Origin of the sequence: Clostridium malenominatum (genome assembly GCF_039521365.1) — a bacterium.
GTDB classification, from domain to species: domain Bacteria; phylum Bacillota; class Clostridia; order Clostridiales; family Clostridiaceae; genus Clostridium_AW; species Clostridium_AW malenominatum.
Genome location: NZ_BAAACF010000012.1, coordinates 17423 through 40399, shown reverse-complemented (window position 1 = coordinate 40399; position 22977 = coordinate 17423). Strand labels below are relative to the sequence as shown.

The window sequence follows — 22977 nt, the reverse complement described above, 5'->3', positions numbered from 1 at the left end:
ATGTAATAATAAATCTTCATAATATCTTTAAAATAAATTGGTATAATACTTATGTATTGTTTAGTAAATAATAATTTTCATATATAAGGAGTGAAGATATATGAATAATATCTTAATAATTGAAGATGAAGAAAGAGTATCTGAAGTTTTAAAAGCTTATTTAGAAAAAGAAGGGTATAAGGCTTTCTGCACCACTAAAGGTTTAAAGGGCATTGAAATGTTTAAATCAATGGATTTTAAATTAGTAATTCTTGATTTAATGTTACCAGATATCAGTGGAGAGGAAGTATGTAAAACAATAAGAGAAACCTCAGATGTGCATATATTTATGCTTACTGCTAAAGGAGCCTTAAATGAAAGAATAGAAGGGTTAAATATTGGAGCAGATGAATATTTAGTAAAGCCTTTCAGTCCTAGAGAATTGACCGCTAGAGTTAATGCTCTTTTTAGAAGATTAAGCATAGATAATCCTTCTGACAACTTGATTTTTGATGATGGAACGCTGAGTATTGACTACGATAAAAGAGTAGTAGAAGTGAAGGGGGAAGAGGTGCCTTTCACTCCAAATGAATTTGATATATTGTATGCTCTTGTAGTAAATAAAGGGAAAGTTTTATCTAGAGAGCAACTTATAGATAAAATTTTTGGAGTAGATTTTGAAGGATATGATAGAACCATTGATGTTCACATAAAAAATATTCGTAAGAAGATAGAAGAAGATACAAAGAATCCTAAATATATTGTTACCGTTATGAAAGTAGGCTACAAATTTGGTGGTGAGAATTAGATGCAGACAATTAGAAAAAGATTAAGTATTTTATTTGTTATATGTTCAATTTCAGCAATACTATTAAGTACATTGTTTGTAAATATAACAATAAATAATAAGTTTAATCGGTATATGATGGACATTCAGAATAAAAGATATGAGAGAATTGTATCCTATTTTGAAGAGATATATAGAAAAGATGGGAAATTGGATGGTAATTCCGGTATAGAGTTAATGCACGAAGCTTATATGGGAAACTACTGTTTAACAGTGATGGATATCAATAAAAAAACCATATGGGGCATGGATCCAAATGATATAAGAAATAAGCTACATCTAAACACAATGCCTACAAAAGATAAAGGAGTGTACACCTCTAAGACCTTTAAAATTAAATCAGAGGACAAAGTAGTTGGATATGTTAATGTTGGTCAGTATTCCTCTGTATTGTTATCGGAAGAAGATGAAAATTTTATAGTTGATATAAATAAAAGTATTATTGCTAGTGGGATAATAACCTTAATTATCATAGTTATTATAAGCCTTTACTTTTCAAAACAATTTTCTATTCCAATCAAAGAGGTGGCTAATATGTCTGTAAATCTATCGAGAGGGAACTTTGATACAAAATTTGGTGTGAAAAGTGATATTGAAGAGTTAGAGAATTTAAGGAATAGTGTTAATATACTAGGGTCAAAATTAAAATATCAAGATACACTAAGAAAGCGATTAGTTTCTGATATATCTCATGAAATTAGAACCCCATTAAATGTATTGCAAAACAACTTAGAAGCTATGATAGATGGACTTTTCCCTGTTACAACAGAAAGGCTAAACTACCTTAATGAAGAAGTAGTTAGGTTTGGAAGATTATTAAATAATTTAAATGTATTGAAGGAGTTTGAATCTGAAAGCATAAAACTTAACTTTGAAACAATATTTTTAGATGAATTAATCAAGGATATATACAAGGATTTTCATATGGCTGCAGAAAACAAGGAGATTAAATTACATTGTGATATAGAAAGTAGTAAAGATTATAAAATAACTGGAGATAAAGATAAATTAAAACAAGTATTTATAAATTTAATTTCTAATGCTCTTAAGTTTAGTGAAACAGGGGGGAAGGTGCTAGTTAAGTTATACGAGAATAGTGAAAATATAATTGTGGAAATTAAGGATAATGGTATGGGAATCAAAAAAGAGGATTTACCTTTTATATTTGAAAGACTTTATAGAGGTGACAAAAGCAGGCATGAAATTGAAGGTAATGGTATAGGCTTAACTATTGTTAAAAATATATTGCAGCTTCATTCAGCTGTGATAGAGGTAGAAAGTGAAGAGAAGAAAGGAGCTACTTTTAAGATTTACTTTGCTAAAGGGAATCATTATTAGTCTTTCTTCATATAGTCTTCATAAGATTTAGCTATTATATGATTATAGATAAACAAAATGGATATTATTTTTTATAATATCAATCCCTATGAGTGTGATGTATAAGAAGGAGGAAAAATACCATGAAAAAATTTTTGAAGGATTTTATAAAAAAAATTGCAGATCAAAATAGTAAAACTTTTGGTAATGGTAAGCTTGATTGTTGCGATTTAAATAAATCAAATAATAAAGTTAATGATAAAAATAAATAATTTAAACACTTATACTTCAATGAATCTTTCATAATTCCTCCACAATTCGAAGATACAATATATATAGAAACAAATTAAATAAAAGAGGAGAGATTTTAATGAAGAAAAAAGTATTAGTAATAGTGGCTACAGCTATATTGACAATAGGGGCAGTAACTGCTGTATATGCGAAGGAAAATAACAATTCAAATAAATTTGCTTTTAGGGGTTCCATGATGTCTCAGAACAATATAAATAAAAACAATACTTACAATTCAATGATAGATTTAATGAAGGATAATGGTTTTGAAGATCAGGCTAAAGCTATGGAAAATAGAGATTTTGATTCCATGAATAACTTTATGAATAATATGACAGATGAGCAATATAAGCAAATGATAGACATAATGAAAAAAAATGGATATGGAAATATGGCTAATATGATGGAAGGTATAGGAAGAGAAGGAATGATCGAGATGCATAATTCCATGGGTGGAGCAGCAGGCTGCCATGGTTTAGGTGTAGACGTTAGTGGAAATGGAATGATGAGAAGATAAATTGCTTGAAGATAGTGCGAAGAAAAAAGAGAAGCTTGGTTTATGAGAAACCTGCTTCTCTTTCTTATGAAGATTAATATTTTTAAATAATAATTTTAAGAAGATATCATATTAGGAAATTCAATTGTGAAAGTAGTTCCACTACTTAGGCCACTTTCAACATATATCTTTCCGCCATGAGCTTCAACAAAAGTTTTTGTTATAGTAAGCCCTATACCAGATCCACCGGTATTTTTATCACGAGATAAATCGGTTCTATAAAAGCGTTCAAATATATAAGGTAAGTCTTTTTCAGGGATTCCTATGCCGTTATCAATAACTTTAATTAAAATGTTCTGTTTTTCTTTTTTTAGAATCACTTCTACTCTTCCATTTTCTTTTAAGTATTTATAAGAATTTGAAAGTAGATTATTCATTATCTGTTTAAATTTATCTTTATCAACCATTGCCTTTATTTCTGAAGCTATGTTGCTAGTTAATTCATAATTTGATTTAATATAGAGAGGTTTAAAACTTTCTATTATTTTCTCAATCTCCATTGAAATATTTAACTTGCTTTTGTTCAATATAAGGTTTGTTTGTTCTAATTTAGCCAAGTTACGGAGATTATCCACTAGTTTCGTTAATCTTTCAATTTCTTCGTAGAAGGCTTCGAACCTTTCACTGGAAGGTTCCCAAATGCCATCTATAAAAGCTTCAACATGAGTTTTTAGTGTAGTTAGTGGAGTTCTTAATTCGTGAGCCATGTCCGAGGTAAGCCTTTTTCGAAGCATTTCTTGATTCTTAAGGGTTTCTGCTAAATAATTTATTGAGTTAGAAAGTTCATCTATTTCTTTAGTATTTGAATTAACTAAGGCTCTCACCTCTAGATTTCCAGCTCTCATTTTATTTGAGGTTTCGGTTATTTTAACAAGAGGATTTGAAATCTCTCTTGAAATAATTATACTAATCATAAGCCCAAATATTAATGCTATAAAAGCAGAGAATATAAATGAACGATTTAAGGTATTTATAAAAGAAACTGAAGCAGTAGATAAATAAGAGTTTCCAAAATAGCCAATGATTATAGTTCCAATGTTTTTATTATTTATAACCAAAGGATACTTATTTTCAATATACTCACCTGTATTCTTTTCAGAAGTATTATTCATCATATGCCCCATCATATTTCCCATCATGGCTTTATGATATAAGTGAGAATTACCAGATGAGTATATAGTGTTATCATTTAAACCTTTTATTTCAATATACAACTCTTGCATTATGGCATATCTTTGTAGTTCAGCCTCATTTGACTTTGAAATGTTGATTTGATTGCTATACAATTCTTCTGCAATTTTAATTACATTATTAATTTTTGATTTATGCTCATCAACTAAATATCTTTTAAATTCTTTGTTAATAGTGTAATTCGATATAAAGCTTGCCAAAATTATGGACCCTATAACTGCTAAAAAAAAGCTTATGGATAATTTTTTCACTAAAGATATTTTCATTACTTCACCTCGATAAAGCTTGGGATAAATTTATAGCCCATGCCATAAATAGTAATTATATATTTCGGTTCTTTAGGAGTATCCTCTATTTTCTGACGAATAGTTTTTATATAAGTATCTACGGTTCTATCAAAGCCTTCATAGTCTATTCCAAAAGCTTTTTCTACTAATTGTTCCCTTGAAAATACTTGACTAGGGTTTGCAAGGAATACAGTTAGCACTTTAAATTCATTACTTGTTAAACCTATAGCTTCTCCTCGTTTTTTTACAATCATCTTCTTAATATCAACTTCTAAATCACCATTATTAAAGGTTAGAATATCGGCCATAGGGGTAATTTCTCTGTAGGTTCTTCTTAGTAAAGCCCTTACTCTTACCACTAACTCACGCACACTAAAGGGTTTTGTTAAATAATCATCGGCACCTATAGATATACCTTCTATCCTTTCATCCTCATCGGCTTTTGCAGTAAGCATAATAATGGGTACAGAAGAAGTAGCTCTTATTTTATGACAAACTTCCTCACCAGATAATTTAGGAAGCATTAAATCTAACACTATAAGGTGAATGGTTTCTTTACTAAATAAATTAAGTGCTGTTTCACCATCCATTGCAGTAATTACCTCAAAACCATCCTTTTCTAAATATGCTTTAACCACCTCTACTATTTTTTCTTCATCATCTACAACTAGTATTTTGAATTTATTATTCATTTATTCCACCTCGTATCAGTACATATGTAGTTTCATTATAATATACATATAGTTAAAAAACTAGGAACGCAAGTCCCTAGTTTTTCTGTGATAAAACAGTTTTTCTTTTTAAATATTCCTCTTCACTTATTTCTCCACTGGCAAATTTTTCATTAAGTATTCTCATTACATCATTTGATTTATTAGTATAGCTTTTAAATAGTCTGACAGCAAGAAATACTAGACCAATAAATATTAATAATCTAAATCCCATTGATAAAAACATCCATCCAAATCCTAATGAACCTGAAGAGTTAAATCCATATGGGCCGAAACCTCCACAAAACATAAATTAAGTCCTCCTTAATAATTAATAATTCTTTAATCTTCTTGATGAATTAATTATATAAATTAATTATGGAGGAATTATGGAGAAGTATAAAATAGTTATTCTAAATACTTATCTCTCACGGTTTGTATATCTGTGCCATTTAAATCATCAACTACTTCAATTATACCTAGAACACTATCACCTTTTATAATAGCATAACCGCCAACTTTTTTAGGATTAAATTCTATTTCATTCATGCCTTTCTTACCGGTAAAGGAAGTAATGGTATTTCCTGTAGTTGCATCTATAATAAGGTATTCTCCTTCAGCATTATCAAATGCATTTAAATCAAAGGTTAGCTTAGTCTTTGTGCTATTACCTGTAACTACTATTAAAGGTTGAAGTTCATAGCCAGATCCCTTAAACTTTACACTTTGATATTCTTTTAGAACTTCAGCTTTGCTTACTAAGGTTTCTGTTGGAGTTGTAGTTATATCACTGTAAATGCTGGAATTGCTAGATTCTTCACTTACAGGGCCTGCACAGCAACTAGGACCTGTACTTGGAGGAGGCAATGATGGGTCAGGCTTGGATGTATCAACATCTTCAAGTTTATCAACAACCTTTATTACACCTCTTATCATTCCCATCCAGCAGCTAAAGTTTATATCTTTATCTCCAGGAGTAAACTCTATAATATTTTCACCACTTTTTATTTTCTTTTCAATATCTAATGATTGTGCAACAATAGCGTTATTACAAGAGTTAATTTGCTCACCGTTAATTATCCATTTTACGGGAATACCCTTTTGAACGTAGAATGCATTAGGGGTATAACCTTTATTGCTGGCAGTCATATTTATAATCTGTACTCCATCTTTTATTGTAGCTTTAGCTACATTTTCACTAGAGGAGGTTCTCGAAGGGGTAGTAAGTGCTGTTAAAGGATTGATGTCTATACCAGCAAGCACAAATCCTCTATTCCCCATGATTATACCAAGAACTATAATAAGAACTCCGCTAAATTTAAGTATTTTTTTAGTATAACCTTTACTTAAAAGTCCTGATAATGCACCAAAGGTTAGCATAAGTGGTACCGTTCCTATGGAAAACACGAACATAGATAAAGCTCCTTTTACAGCGCTACCTGTTCCTAAAGCAAAAAGCTGCATAGTTTGAAGAGGGCCACAAGGCATAAGTCCATTTAAGATTCCTACTATAAATGGGGAACCAGACTTATTTTTCGCTTTGCATGCAGTAGCTGGAAGCTTAAAGTGGAGCTTTCTAAATAAACTAAAACCAGCCATATTGAAGCCCATGATAATCATAAATCCGCCAGCAAATATTTGTAAAATTGCTTTTGTAGTAATTGTAAGTGAAAAAACAGAGCCAAGGGCACCAATAATTCCACCGAGTATTGTATAGGAGACAACTCTTCCTAAATTATATAAAATTGATGGTTTAATAGCGTCAAATTTAGTACTACTTTCCTTTGATAAGCTTTGAGATAGCATAATTCCGCCACACATACCTACACAGTGAATGGAAGTAAGAAGCCCCACCACAAAGAGAACAGCATAAGAAGCATTATTAAGTTTTGCTTCCATGTCAAAACCACTAGTATTTATTCCAAGCAATATGACAGCAGCTACCATGATAAGAATTCCTAATGAATTGTAATTATTAGGGCTCTCTACAGTGTAGCCTGCGCTTTTGATAGCAGCTTTGATTTTAGTGATGTCACATAAATCACTATCGTATACAACTTCAGCAGATTGTTCACTATAACTAACTTTAGCATTTAATACACCATCTAATTTTGTAATGGCTCTTTCAACCCTGGTTTCACAAGATGTACAGGTCATGTCAAAGACTTTAATTTTCTCTTTTTTAATACTCATAAATTCCCCCCTAATATGTAATAATAATGCAAAAAAAAGTTTTACATTAACTGACATAGCAACATGAGTAAATTATATAAAATAAATATGTTGATATTATGAAGATAAAAGAAATTAAAAAATATTTAGGTTTCTTCATATGCTCTTTATATGAATAAGATAAAATGTATTTAAAATATAATATTGGAGGTATAATTATGAAATGTCATTCAGATAAGAAACATAGTCCTTTAAAGCATATGTTACACATGGTTCTTTGTTGTGGTTTACCTATAGTTATTCTATTATCTTTGCCCCTAATAGCAAAGTTTAGTCCAAGTGCAGCTGGTGTATTGAGAGTAATAGCACCATTTATATGCCCTTTAATGATGATTTTTATGTTGCCAATGATGCTTGGTGGAAATAAAAAAGGAAGCTGCTGCGATAATTCAAATCAAGAAAACAATGGTAAGGAAATAGTGTAGGAGTAATAATAAAGAGTTATGTTCTTTAAAAATATTTAGTTGACAAAAGAATATAAATAGCATATTATAATATTAAATCATACCAATTCAATAGGAATAGTATGAAATACTAAATGCTATGATAAGAAATAGTAACATAAGGCAAACTAAAAGAGAGAAATCCCCTTGGCTGAAAGGGATTTTAAGTGGAAATTATGTGAATGCATCTTTGAGCACTGTCTCGAAATATAGTAGACGACAGCGTGTACGCCCGTTAAAGCGTTGAGGTATATATGTACCGGAAAGATAAGATATCATTGTATCTATATACATGATAATTAGAGTGGAACCGCGGAAGTTAACTTCTGCCTCTAAGTTTTTAGAGGCAGGAGTTTTTTGATTTTTAAAATTAAATTTAGGAGGATTTAAAATGAAAAAAAGAAATTTATTTATTAGTGCAGTATTAACGTTAACTTTAGCTATAGGTGTTACAGGTTGTGGTGCAAAGGATAAACAAGCTACCCAAACTACATCTAAAAATCTATTAGAAACAATAAAAAGTGAGGGAAAAATCCGTATTGGAACAGAAGGAACCTATGCTCCGTTTACCTTTCATGATAGTAATGGTAATCTAACTGGGTTCGACGTAGATATAGCAACTGAGATAGCAAATCGTCTTGGTGTAAAAGCAGAATTCGTGGAAACAAAGTGGGATGGCATGCTTGCTGGATTAGATGCAAAAAGATTTGATGCTGTGGTAAATCAAGTTTCAATTAGACCAGATCGTGAGGAAAAATATGATTTTTCAACACCATATATAACATCTAGAGCGGTGCTTATTGTAGGAATTGATAATCAGGATATTAAAAGTTTCGAAGATTTAAATGGTAAGAAATCAGCTCAATCTCTAACAAGCAATATTTCTGAAATAGCAAGAAGACATGGTGCCGATATTGTACAAGTTGATGGTTTTAATCAGTCCATTGATCTTATAACTTCAAAAAGAGTAGATGCTACAGTTAATGACAGTTTGTCATACTTGGACTTAAAGAAGCAAAAACCAGATGCTCCAATAAAAGCAGTAGCTGAATATGACAATGCTCAGCAAAGTGCAGTGTTATTTAATAAGGGAAATAAGGAGCTTGTAGAAGCGGTAAACAAGGCACTTGCAGATATGAAAGCGGACGGAACTTATTTAGAGATTTCTAATAAGTGGTTTAATACCGACGTGTCTAAGTAATGTGGTGATACAATGAACTTTGATGATAAAACATTAAGAATAATAGAGATATTAATAAACTCATTTTTACCCTTATTAAAGGCGGGACTGCAGTTTACAGTTCCCCTTGCCCTTGTTTCTTTTACTCTTGGATTGATCCTTGCTTTGGGCACAGCTTTAGCCAGAATATCAAATTTTAGGCCGCTGGTTTTACTAGCTAAAATCTATGTTTCTATTATAAGAGGAACACCGCTTATTGTTCAATTGTTTATAATATTTTATGGACTTCCAGCAGCAGGTATCACGCTAAATGCTTTAACAGCAGCTATAATAGGATTTACTTTAAGCGTAGGGGCATATACTTCTGAAGTAATAAGAGCTGCAATTTTATCCATACCCAAAGGACAGTGGGAAGCTGGATACTCTGTAGGTATGACATATAATCAAGTTCTAAGAAGAGTAATTATACCTCAAGCTACTAGAGTTTCAATACCACCACTAGCAAATTCTTTTATAAGTCTTGTTAAGGATACGTCACTTGCAGCTACAATAACTGTTACCGAAATGTTTCAAATAGCTCAAAGAATCACAGCCTCTACTTATGAGCCCCTTTGGATGTATATTGAAGTAGCATTTATTTATTTTATATTCTGTAGTGTATTATCAATGATTCAGAGCAAGATGGAAAAAAGACTTGAAAGATATGTAACTAGGTAATAGGGAGGGAATCCTATGATAGATATAAAAAACTTGCATAAGAGTTTTGGGAACAATGAAATTTTAAAAGGTATAGATTTACAAATTAATAAAGGAGAAACTGCCGTTATTATTGGACCATCAGGTTCGGGAAAAACAACGCTTTTAAGGTGTATAAATCTATTAGAAATTCCAAATGAAGGTTCTATAGCCATTGGAGAAAGTAAGTTAGTATTTAATGGTAATAAAAAAATATCAAATAATGAAATACTGGAACTTCGAAAGGGAACAGGAATGGTGTTTCAAGGATTTTATCTCTTTCCCCATATGACTGTTATAGAAAACATAATGGAAGGGCAGATAACAGTATTGAAGGTTTCAAGGGAGGAAGCTAGTAAAAAAGCTCTTAAGCTTTTAGCCAAGGTGGGACTTTTGGAAAAGAAAGATCACTATCCTTACGAGCTTTCAGGAGGGCAGCAGCAAAGAGTAGCTATTGCTCGCGCCATGGCAATGGAGCCTGAGGTGATTTTATTTGATGAACCAACTTCTGCATTAGACCCAGAGTTAGCAGCGGAGGTAATGAAGGTGATGAAGGAGCTTTCTAGGGAAGGAATGACCATGGTAGTAGTAACCCATAAGATGAGCTTTGCAAGAGAAGCAGCACATAAAGTAGTTTTTATGGATGATGGATTAATTGTTGAAGCTGGAACTCCACAGCAGGTCTTTGAAAATACAAGTAATGAACGGTTAAAACAGTTTTTAAGCATAGTAGATGATTAAAATAGATAATAGACAATATAGGATAGAGGAGGAATAAACAAAATGAAAATTGAATCATTATTAATTCACGGTGGAATAGATGGAGATGAGCATACAGGGGCAGTAAATGTGCCTATTTACCAGACCTCAACTTATAAACAGCTTAAATTTGGTGTAAATAAAGGATATGAATATTCAAGAACGGGCAATCCCACAAGAGAAGCCTTAGAAAAACTTGTTGCAGATCTTGAGGAAGGCTATGCAGGATTTGCTTTTGCTTCAGGAATGGCTGCTACAACTGCAGTGCTATCTTTATTTAAGTCAGGAGACAAAGTAGTAATTTCAAACAATGTATATGGTGGCACCTTTAGAGTTTTAGATAAAGTATTCAATAACTTTGGTATTCAGTATTCTATAGTTAATACTTCAGATTTAGATGAAGTAAGAAATAGCATTGATGAAAATGTAAAGGCAATATATATTGAAAGTCCAACAAATCCTCTTATGGACGTAACTGATATAGCGGCTGTGGCAAATATAGCTAAGGAAAAAGGTGTATATACTATCGTTGATAATACCTTTATGACTCCATATTTACAAAAACCAATAACTCTTGGAGCAGATATAGTTATTCATAGCGCAACTAAATATCTTGGCGGTCATAGCGACATAGTTTCAGGTATTGTTGTTGTAAATAGTAAGGAACTCGCAGAAAAGCTTCATTTTATTCAGAATGCAACAGGAGGAGTTTTAGCTCCCTTTGATTCCTTCCTTTTAATCAGAGGAATTAAAACCTTAGCAGTGAGAATGGATAGACATAATTCTAATGCAAAGATTGTGGCAAAATTCCTAAGAAATAGAGAAGAAATAGAAAAAGTATATTATCCAGGGTTTGAAGATCATCCAGGCCATGAAGTTCAGTCAAGACAGGCTAAAGGCTACGGTGGAATGATATCCTTTATTCTTAAAGAAGGATATGATTATGAAAAATTCTTTGAAAGTCTTAAGTTAATAACTTTTGGAGAAAGCTTAGGAGGAGTTGAGTCGCTAACATGTCATCCAGCCTCTATGACCCATGGTTCTATACCTTACGAATTAAGACAGAAGGTTGGTATTGTAGATAATTTAATAAGATTATCTGTAGGTATAGAAAAGGATGAAGATTTAATTAAGGATATAGAAAATGCACTTAAGGAGAGCATATAAAATGGTATAGGCGGTATTTCAGCAAAAATATTTATTAATGCCATATAACAAGAAACGTCTTTATTTTAAGACGTTTTTTGTTATATACTTTTGTTATCTTGCATTATGTTTACATAACTCAATATTACATAAAAGTTGTGAAGATAATATGAAAATGTGGATGTGATTGGAAAATTTATTTTTATTTAATAAACTAATAATATAAAATTAATAAAATTTACATAAAGTCTTTATAGTTATAAAATATAGTATATAATATAACTAAAAATAAACAAGGAGGAACAACTTAAAATAAAGCTTATGAAGAAATTTATAATTATGTTAATAACCATAGTTTTAATAGGTATAGGAGCGTCATATTTCTATATACAAAGATTACAAACAATAAACAAAGGAGATAATTATTTAATTATAAAAGAGGAGTCTTCTTTGGAAAGTTTAGCCAAGCAATTAGAAGATAAATCTATTATAAAGTCTAAAGATATTTTTCTAATGTATACAAAATTAAATAAATTTAATAGTAATATAAAAAGCAGTAAGCTCATAATAAAACAAGGTACAAGCTATAAAGAGCTAATATCAAAATTAAAAACTGGTAAATCTGATTTTTCAATAGTGACCATACCAGAAGGATTCACCTTGTATCAAATAGGAGAAAGATTGGAAAAAGATACAACAATCAACAAGGAAAGTCTCTTAAAAATAAATATTAGCGATTTAACTTCAAATAATATAGTTGCTAAGAAGCCTAATACTTACTACGATTTAGAAGGGTTTTTGTATCCAGACACTTACTATATACCAGTTGATGCTACTGAAAAAGATATTGCAAAGTTAATGTTTAGTAGATTTAAAAGCATTATGTCTGATGAATATATTAACCGTGCAAAAGAATTAGATTTAGACATTAATGAAGTTATAACAATTGCATCCTTAATAGAAAAAGAAGCAGCAAATGATAGCGAACGTAGTAAAATTGCAGGTGTTATATATAATAGAATAAAAAAAGGTATGCCACTACAAGTTGATGCTTCAGTAATATATGCTAATACTAAAGGTAAAAAGATAATGCAAAAGGTTACTTACAATGATTTGAAAATACAAGATTTGTATAATACTTATGTGTATAAAGAATTGCCACCAGGTCCAATTGCGTCTCCTGGTAAAGCATCAATAGAAGCCGCTCTTTACCCTGAGAATCACGATTATTTATATTATGTTGCAAATGGAAAAGGGCATGTTTTTAGCAAAACTTATAGCGAACATTTAAATAATGTAAAAAAATATATAAAATAAATTTGAAAAGAGATATGATTTTAAAAATCACATCTCTTTTTTCATATTAGTAACAATAACTATCTAAAAGGATTTAAACATTTCTTTTTTAGCACCACAAACTGGACACTCATCTACATTATCACCAATTTCAGTAAACCCACAGATTGGGCATACATAAATAGTCTCACTACCTATATCTTTTCCTTCTCTTGCTATATTTTGAGCATCTTGAAAGATTTTAGCATGGATTTTTTCTGCTTCTAAAGCAAAATGAAATGATCTTTGAGCATCCTTTTCATTCTGAAACCTTGCAGATTCAAGGTATACTGGATACATTTGATCTATTTCGTGTAATTCACCATTAATTGCGCCTTGGAGATTTTCAATAATATTTGTGTGACCAAATACAGCACCAGCCACAACGCTATTATCTCCAACTTGATCTTTTAATACATTAAAATGATTTTTAGCATGGCACCATTCTGCATAAGCAATTCCTTTAAAAAGCCTTCCTATATTTGGATATCCATCTTTCTCAGCCGATTCTCCCCAAATGAGATATCTCATATGAGCCATACTTTCTCCACCGTATGCTGAACGTAAAAAATCAGCAGTCATTGCATTATTTACTGACATTATTTACACAACCCTTCAAAAAAATTATTGCTCAAATTAGTTATATTTAGTTGAGCAGTTTTCCTAGTAATATTATTAGTAAGATGCGTACAATTTATGCTGTGGTTCATTGCACCATGTATAGCGTAGACTTTTTAATAGAGAATAATAAATTTATGTTATAATAAGCCCATTACGTAAATTTACAATTATAGTATAGGAAAAGAAGAGGTGAATACTTTTGAATAGTATAAAATGTGAACGTAGAATATATGATTACAAACTTAATACACATGCTCATTCATATGCTCAATTAATTCTACCAATTCATGGGATGCTTTATATAGAAACTAATTATAAAAAACTAACACTAAAAGATGAGCACTTATTCTTTCTTCCTCCAGATTGTGAACACAGCTTTAGGGCTGATAAGAGTAATGAATTCTTGGTTTTAGATATATCTAATAATATGCTTAATAAATATGATATGGAAAAGATGGTGGGTGGAAGGGAAGTTTTATTTGATGATAAGTGGAAAGCTATAAGATATTTATTGTTAAATGAAGCTGATAATAAAAAAAGTTCTAGTTCCATCAATAACTTATTCCTCTACTGTTATCATTTTATTGAGGATGGAAGTATGGCTGATTCTATAAAATATATTAATGAACATTTTACGGAAGATATAGATTTGAAAAAATTAGCAGCTATTGAACATTACAATATCAGTTATTATAGTGAATGGTTTAAAAATAAAATGAAGGTCTCCCCTGTTGAATACATACAAAATCTAAGAGTGAAAAAATCAAAAGAACTCCTTTTGAGTACAAATTTAACAATTTTACAAATTTCTCAAATGGTAGGTTATGAACACAATTCATCATTTACTAGAGTGTTTAAGTATTTAGAAAAAATATCACCTACAGAATTTAGAAGAAAAAATCAAAAAATAAGCTAAAAACTAACTAGATTTTAGAAAAGACTTATCTATTTAAAAAGATATAATAGTATGTATATAACATTTTAAAGGACTATTTCGAAATTGTTAGTAATTATTATTGTATAATATCAGAAGGAAGGTGTTTTTATGGTTACTTTTGAGGATTTTATGAAATTAGATATACGAGTTGGGGAAATTATTGAAGTGGAATTTTTTGAAAAAGCCAAAAAACCTGCTTATAAACTAATAGTAGATTTTGGTGAAAAAATTGGTATAAAGAAATCCAGTGCCCAAATTACTGAATGCTATAAAAAAGAAGAACTTATAGGTAAGCAAGTTTTAGGAGTGGTAAATTTTCCACCAAGACAAATTGCCGATTTTATGTCGGAGGTATTAATATTAGGAGTTTATGCTACACAAGGAGTAGTATTAATCCAACCACAACAATCTGTTAAAATAGGTGATAAATTAGGTTAATGCATAATTTTCTTATATATACAGTAGTATTGATAATTTGATATTTTTTAAGTGGACATCATAGAATGTCCACTTAGTTCATACTTTAAGAATGATGTGTCATTAAATATTTAAAATTATTCTAGTCAACATTTTTTTCAATAACAATATACGCCTGTCCTGCAATTATGCTATCTCCTACAGCACATGCAGATATATGCTTAACTTTCCAACCTTCTTCTAAATACTTGTTTACTATATCCAAGCCATCATCTTCTTTTGTACCTAGCGCTTTCACATTACTTCTAACCCATATTACCTTTTCCATTATCAAACCCTCCTCTCATATAATTTATTCGAATATACCTATATAAAATAGACGCATTTAATTACTATTATGATTTAACTAATAGTAATTAGACTCTTTTTTATTTTTGCAAACAGCACAATATATAATCATACTTATTAACGAAGCCAGAATTAATACATGCAATACGATATGATATAAATCGGGTATGTAAATATTAGAAGATGGTATTAACTTTATAGTATTAGCAAAATAATTAATTTTTCCTTTCCATGGGCCAAATATAGTAAAATACCAATGAAAATAAAACTGTGTTGTAAACCACACAAAAAGCCAGCCTACAAGAATGTATTTTCCAATATTGTCCTTTATAACAAACCAGACAAATGCTACTAAAAAAATAATAAAAAATATACCGTCATCTTTATATGAACTCGTTACTAAAATATTATCGCCAATGTTTAAGCTCACCATATCTAGAAAGAACCAAGCCATAAGAAATATATTTGCAGCTATAGCATTTTTCTTATATTTATTCATGTTTACCTCCATAGAAGATTATATAAGTAATATTCTCTTTCATTATATTTCCAATAATGCTCTAGTGAACTTTATCATAAAAAATGCTTATATCATTTCCAGAAAAATGTTTTAATAATAAGGAACCAATATGCTACGTTAAATAAGCTAACGGTTCCAATATATAACATTCGATAACTCTTTAAATTAAAACTTAATGATAAATATGTTGCTAGTATTATCATTAAAACAACTAAAATACCAAATGCTACTGTTCTTAAATCGTTAGCATTGAATGTGCCACCATATGAATTGAATATTTCCCCATTACCCACACATCCACAGCCAAAAATCTTTACAAGTAAAAATTTATCAAGAATAAGATAAAAGGGTGTAATAGCCGGAATTAATATAAATGGTAGAAAAAATATTACTATTTTATACGTTTTCGCCGCTAAATACATCATAAAATCACTCTCCTCCTTATAATATTACCATATTTATGGAAAAAATCATATTATTCTTATAATAATTAAAGTTTTAGCATATAATGAATGTTCTTTAGAAGTTGAATAATATGATGCCTATGATATAATTTAAAAGTGAAAATTTTTACATTTTGTAAATATGAGGTGAATGAATATGATATATCCACATGGAAATAAAAGTGATAAAGAATTATCTTTTCTCCACAGGGCGCTAGAGGACCTTAGAGTTGACTGCGAAAAGTGTTTCGGCTTGTGCTGTATTGCACTGTACTTTTCAGCTTTTGAAGGTTTTCCAGTGGACAAAGAGGCGGGCAAACCTTGCATAAATTTAAAATCGGATTTTACCTGCTCAGTTCACAGAAATCTCAGAGAACGGGGACTTAAAGGTTGTACTGCTTATGATTGCTTTGGGGCAGGACAAAAGGTTGCTCAAGTTACCTACGGTGGACATGACTGGAGACAATTTCCGGAGTCCGCTAATCAAATGTTTGAGGTGTTCCTGATTATGAGACAACTGCATGAAATGCTATGGTATCTGACAGAAGCGCGTACACTAAAGCCTGCCAGTCCTATCCAAGATGAGCTCAGCAGCATATTCAATGAAACGGAAGGACTTACTCATCTTAGCCCTGACTCTCTTATAGAATTGGATATGGCAGCGCACCGAAATAATGTTAACGCTCTACTTCAACGTACCAGTGAACTAGTACAAAATAAATTCCGTGGTGGACAGAAAACTTCTTCAAGACGTCAGAATAGCAGAGGGCGAGGATTAGATTTTATTGGCAAAGATCTCAGAAAAACTAATCTCAGAGGTGCAAACTTGAGAGGAGCATGTCTTATTGCAGCAGATCTAAGAGGAGTGGATTTGAGCGGGGCTGATCTCATTGGAGCTGATTTACGAGATACTGACCTCAGAGGAGCTAACCTTAGAGATAGTATCTTTCTTACTCAAGCTCAGATTAACACGGCAAAGGGGGATTCTAATACAAAGCTACCGATTTTGCTAACTCGCCCAACCCATTGGTCAAATGATTAACTATCTGAAATGAATATGCGGTATTTCAGTAGTATTTTATCCACCTCCAAGGAAATAATATTATTAAAATGAACTTGGAGGTGTTTTCATTTATGTACTTTGATCATACATTTGGCCACACTATTATAGGAGTAGTTAGAGGTGACGATGGAGTTATCACAGCTTATAATCTAGATAATGGAGAAACCATATCAAAAGAGCAGGCGGTTTTCATGTCAAGGCAAACGGCTATAAAAGGAGTATCTCCTCAAGTTGCCAAGATAGGAAATGAATTTTTGGAAAGTTTACCTGATGATGATAAATATAATTATTTAAAAAACTTACCTGTAGTAGAAGAGTAACAAAAGACTAAAAAAAGACGGGCTGCTGATATAATTATCAGTAGCCTATAATTTTTTATTATTATATAATTTATATGTAAAGTCAAAAATAGGAGTGGATAAAATGTTTGATAGAAATTATAAAACTTTAGATAAGGAAATATGGCAAGGAAGAACAGATAGTGAAACTAATTTTGATGCCTTTAGATGGCACCAGTGGGTAGAATGTGTTGATTTAAATAGAGAAGATTTAACTCCTTTTACAGGCAAGCTAGGTTTTGGTCTCATAGGTTTTTGTTGCGATGAAGGTGTTAAGAGAAACAAAGGAAGAGGAGGAGCTGCTAAAGGACCTGAAAGTATTAGAAAGGAATTAGCTAACCTACCTTGTTGTTTTAATCAAGAGGTGAAGATCTTTGACATGGGCAATGTACATTGCGAAGATATAACTTTAGAAGAAAGCCAAAGCCTTCTTTCAAAATGCGTAGATAAAATTTTAAGTTTAAATTTATTTCCTATAGTATTAGGTGGGGGACACGAAACTGCCTTTGGAAATTACAATGGAGTATTAAATAATATTAGGAAAGTCGATGATAAACCTAGAATTGGTATAATAAACTTTGATGCTCACTTTGATATAAGACCTTACCCAAATGGGGGCAGCTCTGGAAGCATGTTTAGGCAAATAGCAGATATATGTGAAAGTGAAAACTTACCCTATTCATACTTTTGTTTGGGAGTTCAAAAGCACAGTAATACTGTAGAACTTTTTAAAACAGCAGATAGACTTGGAGTTAAGTACATTTTAGCTAAAGATATTTTATATAGCGACAACTGGAATGTCATGGAAAAAATTGATGAGTTTATTAAACATCAAGATTATATATATGTAACTATTTGTACCGATGTATTTTCCTCTGCGTTTGCACCGGGGGTAAGCGCTATCCAGCCTTTAGGACTAAATCCAGAAAAAGCTTTGATATTTTTAAAATACATTTTAAGATCTAATAAGGTAGTAAGTTTTGATATAGCTGAGGTTTCACCAAGGTTTGATTCAGATAATGTTACAGCAAACTTGGCTGCATCCATAATTTTTGCTCTAATCAATACATTAAGTAGAATGAATGATTGTGATATTTACTAAAAGGATGTGTAAGGATGAATAAGGTAGCACTAGTTACAGGGGGCTCTAGAGGCATAGGCAAAGGAATTGCCATAGAACTCTCTAAGGCAGGATGCTCTGTAGTAATTAACTATAGAAGAGATGAGGTTTCTGCTAAAGAAACTTTAGAATATATTAAAAGTATAGGCGGATATGGAGAAATTTATAGGTGTGATGTAAGCTCATATAAGGAAACAAAAACTATGGTTGATGATATAGTAGGTAGGTTTGGGAAAATAGATATACTAGTTAACAATGCAGGAATTTCTAAGGTGGGCCTTTTTATAGATTCTAGTGAAGAGGACTTTGATGAACTGATAAATACTAATTTAAAAGGGGTATTTAACTGCTGTAGAGCTTCGGTTCCACATATGCTTAAAAAAGGAGAGGGAGCTATAGTCAACATATCCTCTATGTGGGGAAATGTTGGGGCATCTTGTGAAGTTATATATTCTGCCTCAAAGGGAGGAATAAATTCCTTTACAAAAGCCTTAGCAAAGGAATTAGGACCTTCAGGTATTAGAGTAAATGCCATTTCTCCAGGAGTGATAAATACAGAAATGAACGGATGGTTATCCCCTGAGGAAAAGAAAAGTTTAGAAGAAGAAATACCTCTATGTAGATTTGGAGATTGTGAAGATATAGGAAAAGCCGTAGTGTTTTTATGCAGTAATGCTTCAAAATATATTACAGGTCAAATAATAACTATAGATGGCGGAATGCTATAAACATAAAAGACCTTCTTACATATAATGTAATAATTATATGGTTTGGAGGTTTTTTATTATGGATTATACTTCTTGGAATGAAGGAAAAATGAAGGTGAATGGATTAGGAATTGTGAGAGTTCAGCCCGATGTAGCTATAGTTAATTTAGGAGTAGTTACAGAGAATAAAGATCTAGAAACGGCTCAAAGAGAAAACGCTATAAAATCAAACTCAGTTATAAATGCATTAAGACAAATGGGGATAGATGAAAAAGACATAAGTACAGCCAGCTATACTATTGAGCCTCAATACGATTATGTGGAGGGAAGGCAAATTTTTAGAGGATATAGGGTGTCAAATATTTTAAATGTTAAAGTGAGAAATATTAACAAAGTAGGGGAAGTAGTAGATAATGCAGTAAAGAATGGTGCAAATACAGTAAACAACATAAAATTCACTGTGGACAATATGGAAATATATTACAATAAGGCATTGAAGCTAGCTTTAAAAGATGCTGCAATAAAAGCTAGAGAAATGGCTAATAGCTTAAGGGTTAATTTAAATGGCACTCCTGTTAGAATTATTGAAGAAAGCGTTAGAGAAATAGGGGAAAGTCCAGTTCCTTATAAAGCTTTAGCAGAGGCTACCCCAATACTTCCAGGACAAATTAATGTAACGGCAAAAATAGTAGCGCTATTTAGTTATTTAGTTTCTTAGATTTTTAGTGTTTTAGTTGAGTATAAAACACTAATCACCTAAACAACTAAAAAGCCACCTTGGTGGCTTTTTTAAAGGTCTCTATTTTTATATATAACTAAAGATATAAACATGGAAATTAGTAGCATAGCTAATGAAAACATGAAAAATATAATTAAAACTTTACTTGGATTATGAATAATAATACTAAGAATATTTTTTACCATTGGATTATCTCTTTTTATTAATTTTTGTAAAAACCCAGGCAACATTAACCCCCCTATATATATAACTAAAGGAAAAATTCTCATTACGGCATATCCAAACTTAAAATATAATGGAAAATATATTGAAAAGCTTAGGAGTATTGCTGATACACAAACAATCATAATTATATAATCTGTAAAAGGTATAGGGCTGCCTCCTCTAATCCATCTAAATATGGAAAATGGAAGTAAAAACATTACTAAGTTCATGATTGTCATAAAGATTAGAGATAGATATTTTGAAATAACTAAGTCATTTCTATCTATAGGTAGACTTCCTAGTATTAAAGATGATTTACAGCGCTCTTCTTTTCCTACCATATCTTGGATAGAAGAATACACCATGATTATTATTCCAAAAGTATATAAAGGCATAGGATTATCTATTGGGGCCAATATACCTATTACAAGCATAAACAAAGAATAAGCTATGGCTATGAAAGTAATTTTTCGTTGGAGTAAAAAGTCTTTAAATACTAAATTAAACACAGTAGCACCATCCTTATAGTTTAAAATTCTCTGTTTTCATAGAGTTTTATTGATAAAAACATAGATAGTATGAAAATTAATGACATTAAAATTAACAAACCTAAATTTCCAAATTTAATTCCTTGAAGAAGCATTGGGATGGAAGTCCCTATATTTCCTAAGATATTAAATGCAATAAAAACAAGAAGATAAGAGAGAGTGGTAAATACTCGAGCTTTTGTGTAACCGAATTTGCAATAAATAGGTAACAATATTGATGAAAGAAACATTGAAGCAATAAATACATTGAATACATGATTTAAGTTTAATAATTCAATTTTATAAGGAAGTTTTAATGTAAATACTATTAGGGTAAAAATATAGATTATTAATAAAGAAAGTAATGTATATATTAAAACTGATATATATTTTGATATTATTAAGCTATTTCTTTTAATAGGTAAGCTGTTTATAACCATGTAGGTTTTATTTTGCTCATCGTAAGAAAAACTTCCAGCAATAAAGAAAAATGCTATGGTAGTTGCAATTAAGTAGGTTGTTGCTGAATCAGGCATGGTTTTAAACGCAACTAGACCAATAAACAAATAAAATAGTATGAAATAAATAGATTTTTTTTGTACTAATATATCTTTCTTAATAAGATTAAACATGCAAGGTACCTCCTATTTATTAGCAGTATAAACCATGATATCTTCTAAAGAAGCTCTATCTATAACTACATTTTCTTTGGCAAAAAGCTTCTTTACTTTATTTACATTGTTAGTTAAAGCTTCAAAACCAAAGGAGGTTTTACGAACTTTAATAAATTCCTTTTCCAAATCATAATCTAAAAGCTCCTTTGAACCCTTAATTAAAGCATAGTTTTCCATGATTTCATCTTTAGGCTTTGAAAAAACTATTTCTCCCTTGTTTATAAAGGTTATATAATCAGCTATTTTTTCCAGATCCGTAGTAATATGAGTTGAAAAAAACACGCTTTTATTCTCATCTTGTATTAAGTTATATAATATATCCAGTATTTCTTGTCTAAACACTGGGTCAAGACCTGAAGTTGGCTCATCCATGATTATTAAATCAGCATTGTGGGAGAGTGCCATAGCTAGAGAAAACTTCATCTTCATTCCCTTAGATAGGGTTTTAATTTTCTTTTTAGGATTTAAATCAAAGTCTTTTAAATATTTATTGAAGGCAGCATCGTCCCAGTATTTATAAAAAGGAGATATAATTCTTTTTATTTCGTTTATAGTTAAATCTTCATAATAATAATTTTCGTCGTAAACGAAGCCTATTTTTTCTTTAACTTCTCTTTCATATTTTAGGTTATCTTTGCCTAGAACTGTGATTTCTCCGCTTTTCTTTTTTATAAGATTCATAATTAGCTTAATTGTGGTGCTTTTGCCAGCTCCATTAGGACCGATGAATCCCATAATATATCCTCGTTCAAGATTAAAGCTTATATCTTTAAGTGTAAAATTATCATATTCTTTTCTTAAATTTTTGATTTCTAAAATATTATTCATAATAATTTCCCTCCAGATTTATTCGTATAAAATTTTTATTATATCTATAATTTGATTTAACCCAAGGCCAATTAATTTGCTTTCTTCCACAACTTCGGATAGCTTTTCCTCGATAATCCTCATTCTTTTTTCTTTAAGTAACTCCTTGTTCTGACCAGCCACAAAGGAGCCTTTACCAGGTACGGTTTGAATAAAACCTTCCTTTTCTAATTCTTCATAAGCTCTTTTAGTGGTTATAACACTAATTCGTAATTCTTGTGCTAAATTCCTTATAGAAGGAAGAGAATCTCCTGCTCCAAGTTCTCCAAATAAAATTAAACCTTTTATTTGATTGGTTATTTGCTCATATATTGGTTCACCAGAAGAATTGGATATTATTATATTCATAAACACACTCCTTTATAGCAAACTGTATACTTTGTATATACTGTATATGTTGTATATATACAGTATATACTTGCTAACGAAATTTTGTCAACAACT

General features: G+C 30.9%; 28 protein-coding genes, 1 pseudogene and 1 other annotated feature. Of the genes and pseudogenes, 17 read left to right on the top strand and 12 right to left on the bottom strand.

Translation table 11 applies throughout. The annotated features are described in order from the left end of the window. Positions 1-100 precede the first annotated feature (100 nt). The 4 genes from ABDZ69_RS15795 to ABDZ69_RS15780 all read left to right on the top strand — a co-directional run bounded on the left by ABDZ69_RS15795 (position 101) and on the right by ABDZ69_RS15780 (position 2951). A complete protein-coding gene (locus ABDZ69_RS15795; protein ID WP_343771177.1) occupies positions 101-787 on the top strand; it encodes a response regulator transcription factor in 687 nt (228 codons plus the stop codon). After that, positions 788-2164, top strand: a complete 1377-nt coding sequence (locus tag ABDZ69_RS15790) for a sensor histidine kinase (RefSeq protein ID WP_343771175.1) — start codon at positions 788-790, stop codon at positions 2162-2164. 122 nt (positions 2165-2286) lie between these two features. Then, the gene (locus tag ABDZ69_RS15785; protein ID WP_343771173.1) at positions 2287-2415 is read left to right on the top strand and encodes an LDCC motif putative metal-binding protein; all 129 of its coding nucleotides are present in this window, start codon (positions 2287-2289) and stop codon (positions 2413-2415) included. 98 nt (positions 2416-2513) lie between these two features. After that, positions 2514-2951, top strand: coding sequence for a hypothetical protein (locus tag ABDZ69_RS15780; RefSeq protein WP_343771171.1), 438 nt, complete (start codon positions 2514-2516; stop codon positions 2949-2951). A gap of 95 nt (positions 2952-3046) precedes the next feature. Here the strand turns inward: ABDZ69_RS15780 and ABDZ69_RS15775 are convergent, their stop codons facing one another. The 4 genes from ABDZ69_RS15775 to ABDZ69_RS15760 all read right to left on the bottom strand — a co-directional run bounded on the left by ABDZ69_RS15775 (position 3047) and on the right by ABDZ69_RS15760 (position 7371). Further along, positions 3047-4447 carry a sensor histidine kinase gene (locus ABDZ69_RS15775; protein ID WP_343771169.1) on the bottom strand — a complete coding sequence of 467 codons (1401 nt, stop codon included), beginning with the start codon at positions 4445-4447 and terminating at the stop codon, positions 3047-3049. Beyond that, positions 4447-5160, bottom strand: a complete 714-nt coding sequence (locus ABDZ69_RS15770; RefSeq protein WP_343771167.1) for a response regulator transcription factor — start codon at positions 5158-5160, stop codon at positions 4447-4449. The genes ABDZ69_RS15775 and ABDZ69_RS15770 overlap by 1 nt, the downstream gene beginning before the upstream one ends. 76 nt (positions 5161-5236) lie before the next feature. Next, positions 5237-5488 carry an SHOCT domain-containing protein gene (locus ABDZ69_RS15765; protein ID WP_343771165.1) on the bottom strand — a complete coding sequence of 84 codons (252 nt, stop codon included), beginning with the start codon at positions 5486-5488 and terminating at the stop codon, positions 5237-5239. A gap of 98 nt (positions 5489-5586) precedes the next feature. Then, the gene (locus ABDZ69_RS15760) at positions 5587-7371 is read right to left on the bottom strand and encodes an urease accessory protein UreH domain-containing protein (RefSeq protein ID WP_343771163.1); all 1785 of its coding nucleotides are present in this window, start codon (positions 7369-7371) and stop codon (positions 5587-5589) included. Between the two features lie 197 nt (positions 7372-7568). Between ABDZ69_RS15760 and ABDZ69_RS15755 the strand changes: the two genes are divergently transcribed. From ABDZ69_RS15755 to mltG, 6 genes are all read left to right on the top strand, one after another. Continuing rightward, entirely contained in the window at positions 7569-7835 is a 267-nt protein-coding gene (locus ABDZ69_RS15755; RefSeq protein ID WP_343771161.1) for a hypothetical protein, read from the top strand. A gap of 109 nt (positions 7836-7944) precedes the next feature. Further along, positions 7945-8190: a binding site (T-box leader), on the top strand. A 54-nt stretch (positions 8191-8244) separates the two neighbouring features. Then, positions 8245-9054 carry an amino acid ABC transporter substrate-binding protein gene (locus tag ABDZ69_RS15750; RefSeq protein WP_343771159.1) on the top strand — a complete coding sequence of 270 codons (810 nt, stop codon included), beginning with the start codon at positions 8245-8247 and terminating at the stop codon, positions 9052-9054. Positions 9055-9066: 12 nt separating this feature from the next. Continuing rightward, a complete protein-coding gene (locus tag ABDZ69_RS15745; RefSeq protein ID WP_343771157.1) occupies positions 9067-9750 on the top strand; it encodes an amino acid ABC transporter permease in 684 nt (227 codons plus the stop codon). A 15-nt stretch (positions 9751-9765) separates the two neighbouring features. Beyond that, positions 9766-10509, top strand: a complete 744-nt coding sequence (locus ABDZ69_RS15740) for an amino acid ABC transporter ATP-binding protein (protein WP_343771155.1) — start codon at positions 9766-9768, stop codon at positions 10507-10509. Positions 10510-10551: 42 nt separating this feature from the next. Beyond that, positions 10552-11694, top strand: a complete 1143-nt coding sequence (locus tag ABDZ69_RS15735) for a trans-sulfuration enzyme family protein (protein WP_343771153.1) — start codon at positions 10552-10554, stop codon at positions 11692-11694. Positions 11695-11994: 300 nt separating this feature from the next. Continuing rightward, positions 11995-12990: an endolytic transglycosylase MltG gene (gene mltG / locus ABDZ69_RS15730; RefSeq protein WP_343771151.1), complete on the top strand. Its 996-nt coding sequence runs from the start codon at positions 11995-11997 to the stop codon at positions 12988-12990. A gap of 63 nt (positions 12991-13053) precedes the next feature. Here mltG and ABDZ69_RS15725 read toward each other — a convergent pair whose 3' ends face one another. Continuing rightward, on the bottom strand, positions 13054-13608 hold the full coding sequence (locus ABDZ69_RS15725; protein ID WP_343771149.1) for a rubrerythrin family protein: 555 nt from the start codon (positions 13606-13608) through the stop codon (positions 13054-13056). A gap of 220 nt (positions 13609-13828) precedes the next feature. Between ABDZ69_RS15725 and ABDZ69_RS15720 the strand changes: the two are divergent. Both ABDZ69_RS15720 and ABDZ69_RS15715 read left to right on the top strand, forming a co-directional pair. Then, positions 13829-14556: pseudogene (locus ABDZ69_RS15720) on the top strand (AraC family transcriptional regulator). A gap of 118 nt (positions 14557-14674) precedes the next feature. Then, on the top strand, positions 14675-15004 hold the full coding sequence (locus ABDZ69_RS15715; RefSeq protein ID WP_343771147.1) for a tRNA-binding protein: 330 nt from the start codon (positions 14675-14677) through the stop codon (positions 15002-15004). Between the two features lie 121 nt (positions 15005-15125). On the opposite strand, the gene ABDZ69_RS15710 is transcribed toward ABDZ69_RS15715, so the two are convergent. The 3 genes from ABDZ69_RS15710 to ABDZ69_RS15700 form a co-directional block, all read right to left on the bottom strand. Next, positions 15126-15311 carry a hypothetical protein gene (locus ABDZ69_RS15710; RefSeq protein WP_343771145.1) on the bottom strand — a complete coding sequence of 62 codons (186 nt, stop codon included), beginning with the start codon at positions 15309-15311 and terminating at the stop codon, positions 15126-15128. 78 nt (positions 15312-15389) lie between these two features. Then, the gene (locus ABDZ69_RS15705; RefSeq protein ID WP_343771143.1) at positions 15390-15830 is read right to left on the bottom strand and encodes a hypothetical protein; all 441 of its coding nucleotides are present in this window, start codon (positions 15828-15830) and stop codon (positions 15390-15392) included. 92 nt (positions 15831-15922) lie between these two features. Continuing rightward, positions 15923-16276: a hypothetical protein gene (locus ABDZ69_RS15700; RefSeq protein WP_343771141.1), complete on the bottom strand. Its 354-nt coding sequence runs from the start codon at positions 16274-16276 to the stop codon at positions 15923-15925. 175 nt (positions 16277-16451) lie between these two features. Between ABDZ69_RS15700 and ABDZ69_RS15695 the strand changes: the two genes are divergently transcribed. The 5 genes from ABDZ69_RS15695 to ABDZ69_RS15675 all read left to right on the top strand — a co-directional run bounded on the left by ABDZ69_RS15695 (position 16452) and on the right by ABDZ69_RS15675 (position 20240). Continuing rightward, positions 16452-17336, top strand: coding sequence for a pentapeptide repeat-containing protein (locus ABDZ69_RS15695; RefSeq protein ID WP_343771139.1), 885 nt, complete (start codon positions 16452-16454; stop codon positions 17334-17336). 92 nt (positions 17337-17428) lie between these two features. Then, a complete protein-coding gene (locus ABDZ69_RS15690; protein ID WP_343771137.1) occupies positions 17429-17677 on the top strand; it encodes a DUF3892 domain-containing protein in 249 nt (82 codons plus the stop codon). Between the two features lie 103 nt (positions 17678-17780). Next, positions 17781-18797, top strand: a complete 1017-nt coding sequence (gene hutG / locus ABDZ69_RS15685) for a formimidoylglutamase (RefSeq protein WP_343771135.1) — start codon at positions 17781-17783, stop codon at positions 18795-18797. A 14-nt stretch (positions 18798-18811) separates the two neighbouring features. Then, the gene (ymfI, locus tag ABDZ69_RS15680) at positions 18812-19543 is read left to right on the top strand and encodes an elongation factor P 5-aminopentanone reductase (protein ID WP_343771133.1); all 732 of its coding nucleotides are present in this window, start codon (positions 18812-18814) and stop codon (positions 19541-19543) included. Positions 19544-19601: 58 nt separating this feature from the next. After that, the gene (locus tag ABDZ69_RS15675; RefSeq protein ID WP_343771131.1) at positions 19602-20240 is read left to right on the top strand and encodes an SIMPL domain-containing protein; all 639 of its coding nucleotides are present in this window, start codon (positions 19602-19604) and stop codon (positions 20238-20240) included. A gap of 71 nt (positions 20241-20311) precedes the next feature. Here the strand turns inward: ABDZ69_RS15675 and ABDZ69_RS15670 are convergent, their stop codons facing one another. From ABDZ69_RS15670 to ABDZ69_RS15655, 4 genes are read right to left on the bottom strand one after another with little or no spacing between them, the layout of a single operon-like run. Further along, the gene (locus tag ABDZ69_RS15670; protein WP_343771129.1) at positions 20312-20974 is read right to left on the bottom strand and encodes an ABC-2 transporter permease; all 663 of its coding nucleotides are present in this window, start codon (positions 20972-20974) and stop codon (positions 20312-20314) included. A gap of 20 nt (positions 20975-20994) precedes the next feature. Beyond that, the gene (locus ABDZ69_RS15665; protein ID WP_343771127.1) at positions 20995-21624 is read right to left on the bottom strand and encodes an ABC-2 transporter permease; all 630 of its coding nucleotides are present in this window, start codon (positions 21622-21624) and stop codon (positions 20995-20997) included. 12 nt (positions 21625-21636) lie between these two features. Next, positions 21637-22494 carry an ABC transporter ATP-binding protein gene (locus tag ABDZ69_RS15660; protein WP_343771125.1) on the bottom strand — a complete coding sequence of 286 codons (858 nt, stop codon included), beginning with the start codon at positions 22492-22494 and terminating at the stop codon, positions 21637-21639. Between the two features lie 18 nt (positions 22495-22512). Then, on the bottom strand, positions 22513-22881 hold the full coding sequence (locus ABDZ69_RS15655) for a GntR family transcriptional regulator (protein ID WP_343771123.1): 369 nt from the start codon (positions 22879-22881) through the stop codon (positions 22513-22515). Positions 22882-22977: the final 96 nt, after the last annotated feature.

Excerpts from the sequence above, each read along its gene's own strand:
- ABDZ69_RS15790 (WP_343771175.1), top strand. The coding sequence starts at position 788 with ATGCAGACAATTAGAAAAAGATTAAGTATTTTATTTGTTATATGTTCA.
- ABDZ69_RS15655 (WP_343771123.1), bottom strand. The coding sequence starts at position 22,881 with ATGAATATAATAATATCCAATTCTTCTGGTGAACCAATATATGAGCAA.
- ABDZ69_RS15735 (WP_343771153.1), top strand. The coding sequence starts at position 10,552 with ATGAAAATTGAATCATTATTAATTCACGGTGGAATAGATGGAGATGAG.
- ABDZ69_RS15750 (WP_343771159.1), top strand. The coding sequence starts at position 8,245 with ATGAAAAAAAGAAATTTATTTATTAGTGCAGTATTAACGTTAACTTTA.
- ABDZ69_RS15770 (WP_343771167.1), bottom strand. The coding sequence starts at position 5,160 with ATGAATAATAAATTCAAAATACTAGTTGTAGATGATGAAGAAAAAATA.
- ABDZ69_RS15780 (WP_343771171.1), top strand. The coding sequence starts at position 2,514 with ATGAAGAAAAAAGTATTAGTAATAGTGGCTACAGCTATATTGACAATA.
- ABDZ69_RS15715 (WP_343771147.1), top strand. The coding sequence starts at position 14,675 with ATGGTTACTTTTGAGGATTTTATGAAATTAGATATACGAGTTGGGGAA.
- ABDZ69_RS15675 (WP_343771131.1), top strand. The coding sequence starts at position 19,602 with ATGGATTATACTTCTTGGAATGAAGGAAAAATGAAGGTGAATGGATTA.
- ABDZ69_RS15740 (WP_343771155.1), top strand. The coding sequence starts at position 9,766 with ATGATAGATATAAAAAACTTGCATAAGAGTTTTGGGAACAATGAAATT.
- hutG (WP_343771135.1), top strand. The coding sequence starts at position 17,781 with ATGTTTGATAGAAATTATAAAACTTTAGATAAGGAAATATGGCAAGGA.
- ABDZ69_RS15765 (WP_343771165.1), bottom strand. The coding sequence starts at position 5,488 with ATGTTTTGTGGAGGTTTCGGCCCATATGGATTTAACTCTTCAGGTTCA.
- ABDZ69_RS15710 (WP_343771145.1), bottom strand. The coding sequence starts at position 15,311 with ATGGAAAAGGTAATATGGGTTAGAAGTAATGTGAAAGCGCTAGGTACA.
- ABDZ69_RS15760 (WP_343771163.1), bottom strand. The coding sequence starts at position 7,371 with ATGAGTATTAAAAAAGAGAAAATTAAAGTCTTTGACATGACCTGTACA.
- ABDZ69_RS15795 (WP_343771177.1), top strand. The coding sequence starts at position 101 with ATGAATAATATCTTAATAATTGAAGATGAAGAAAGAGTATCTGAAGTT.
- mltG (WP_343771151.1), top strand. The coding sequence starts at position 11,995 with ATGAAGAAATTTATAATTATGTTAATAACCATAGTTTTAATAGGTATA.
- ABDZ69_RS15755 (WP_343771161.1), top strand. The coding sequence starts at position 7,569 with ATGAAATGTCATTCAGATAAGAAACATAGTCCTTTAAAGCATATGTTA.
- ABDZ69_RS15690 (WP_343771137.1), top strand. The coding sequence starts at position 17,429 with ATGTACTTTGATCATACATTTGGCCACACTATTATAGGAGTAGTTAGA.
- ymfI (WP_343771133.1), top strand. The coding sequence starts at position 18,812 with ATGAATAAGGTAGCACTAGTTACAGGGGGCTCTAGAGGCATAGGCAAA.
- ABDZ69_RS15695 (WP_343771139.1), top strand. The coding sequence starts at position 16,452 with ATGATATATCCACATGGAAATAAAAGTGATAAAGAATTATCTTTTCTC.
- ABDZ69_RS15745 (WP_343771157.1), top strand. The coding sequence starts at position 9,067 with ATGAACTTTGATGATAAAACATTAAGAATAATAGAGATATTAATAAAC.
- ABDZ69_RS15725 (WP_343771149.1), bottom strand. The coding sequence starts at position 13,608 with ATGTCAGTAAATAATGCAATGACTGCTGATTTTTTACGTTCAGCATAC.
- ABDZ69_RS15775 (WP_343771169.1), bottom strand. The coding sequence starts at position 4,447 with ATGAAAATATCTTTAGTGAAAAAATTATCCATAAGCTTTTTTTTAGCA.
- ABDZ69_RS15785 (WP_343771173.1), top strand. The coding sequence starts at position 2,287 with ATGAAAAAATTTTTGAAGGATTTTATAAAAAAAATTGCAGATCAAAAT.
- ABDZ69_RS15700 (WP_343771141.1), bottom strand. The coding sequence starts at position 16,276 with ATGATGTATTTAGCGGCGAAAACGTATAAAATAGTAATATTTTTTCTA.
- ABDZ69_RS15705 (WP_343771143.1), bottom strand. The coding sequence starts at position 15,830 with ATGAATAAATATAAGAAAAATGCTATAGCTGCAAATATATTTCTTATG.
- ABDZ69_RS15665 (WP_343771127.1), bottom strand. The coding sequence starts at position 21,624 with ATGTTTAATCTTATTAAGAAAGATATATTAGTACAAAAAAAATCTATT.
- ABDZ69_RS15660 (WP_343771125.1), bottom strand. The coding sequence starts at position 22,494 with ATGAATAATATTTTAGAAATCAAAAATTTAAGAAAAGAATATGATAAT.